Source organism: Streptomyces sp. NPDC002838, assembly GCF_040295365.1.
In the GTDB taxonomy this organism is placed as follows: Bacteria; Actinomycetota; Actinomycetes; order Streptomycetales; family Streptomycetaceae; genus Streptomyces.
Genome location: NZ_JBEOVF010000032.1, coordinates 1 through 1641 on the forward strand (window position 1 = coordinate 1; position 1641 = coordinate 1641).

Annotated in this window: 1 protein-coding gene; it reads left to right on the forward strand. The window is 72.1% G+C overall.

Translation table 11 applies throughout. From position 1 onward, the window contains the following. Positions 1 to 26: 26 nt before the first annotated feature. A partial coding sequence (locus tag ABT063_RS32750) for a HAMP domain-containing sensor histidine kinase (protein ID WP_502990925.1) occupies positions 27 to 1641 on the forward strand: 1615 nt, incomplete at its 3' end.

The window sequence follows — 1641 nt, forward strand, 5'->3', positions numbered from 1 at the left end:
TCGTGCCCCCCCGCCCCCCCGCCCCATTGCCTTCCCCGCCGGGCGTTCAAACGTCTCCCCCCTCTCACCCGGCCCCTTTCGGCAGCACCAGTCCGGCGCGGCCCGCCGCCTGCCCCCACGAGGCCGACGGGCTGCTGCTGAAGGCCGCCTCCCTCAGCGCCGGCGGACTGGTCGCCCTGCTGCTCTGCGTCGGCATGTCCTGGCGGATCACCCGCTCCCTCTCCCGGCGGCTGCGCGGTCTCAGGGAGGCCACCCTCGGCCTGGCCAGGGAGCGGCTGCCCGACGTGGTCGAGCGGCTGGACCGGGGCGAGACGATCGACGTGGACCAGGCGGCGCCAGAGCTGGACTACGGCTCGGACGAACTCGGGCAGGTGGCGCAGGCGTTCAACACCGCACAGCGCACGGCGGTGGTGACCGCCGTGGAGCTCGCCGACACCCGGCGCGGCTTCCAGAAGGTGATCCTGGGCATCGCCCGGCAGAGCCAGAACCTGGTCAACCTCCAGCTCAGCCAGCTGGACGCGCTGGAGCGGGAGCACCAGGACCCGAACGTCCTCCAGGGCCTGTACCAACTGGACTCCACGGCAAGCCAGCTGCGCCGTTACGAGGAGAACCTCGTCATCATCAGCGGCGAGCAGCCGCGACGCAGCTGGACCGAGCCGGTCGCGCTGATCGACATCCTGCGCAGCGCGGTCGGCGAGGTCGCCGAGTACCAGCGGGTGGAGGTGCACACCGACGAGGAGGTGTGTCTCGCCCCGCCCGCGGTGGCCGACGTGATCCACCTGCTGGCCGAACTCATCGACAACGCCACCGCGTACTCCCCCGCGTCCAGCCCTGTCGGGGTGCGGGCCGGGATGGTCGCCAAGGGTCTGGCCGTCGAGGTCGAGGACCGGGGTCTCGGCATGTCCGAGGAGGACTACGCCTCGTTCAACGCCCAGTTGGCCGAGTCGCCGAAGTTCGACGTGGTGGCGCTCGCCGACGACCTGCGGCTCGGAATGTTCGTGATCTCCCGGCTCGCCAGACGGCACGGCATCGCCGTCACCCTGCGCTCCTCGCCGTACGGCGGAACGACGGCGATCGTGCTGATACCGCACGACATCGTGGTGCCCGAGCCCCCCGACACCGGCACCGCGGACCCGAAGGGCACGGAAGGCGCGAAGCGTAAGGAGCATACGGAGGGCAAGCAGGACACCAAGGGCTCCGAGCCCACCCGGACGTCCCGCCCCCTCCCCACCCCTGTCTCCGCCCCCGCCCCCGCTCTCGTCCCCCGCTCGGACGGGCTCACCCCGCTGCCCCGCCGGGTGCCGCAGACCAGCCTGGCCGTCGAGCTGCTCGACGAGTCCCGGCCGGCCGCCGAGGACGACTGCGACGACTTCACCGCGGAACGCGCCGCCTCCTCGCTCGCCGGCTTCCAGCGCGGAACGTTCCGGGCACGGGACGACGAGCAGGCACCGGACGACGAGCAGGCACCGGACGACAAGCGGGCGCCGGACGACGAGCAGGCACCGGACGACAAGCGGGCGCGGGACGACAAGCGGGCGGGGTACGACGAGCAGACGGGGTACGACGAGCAGACGGGGTACGACGAGCAAGTGCCGTACGACAAGCCGACACCGCACGACGAGCAGTCACCGCACAACACGC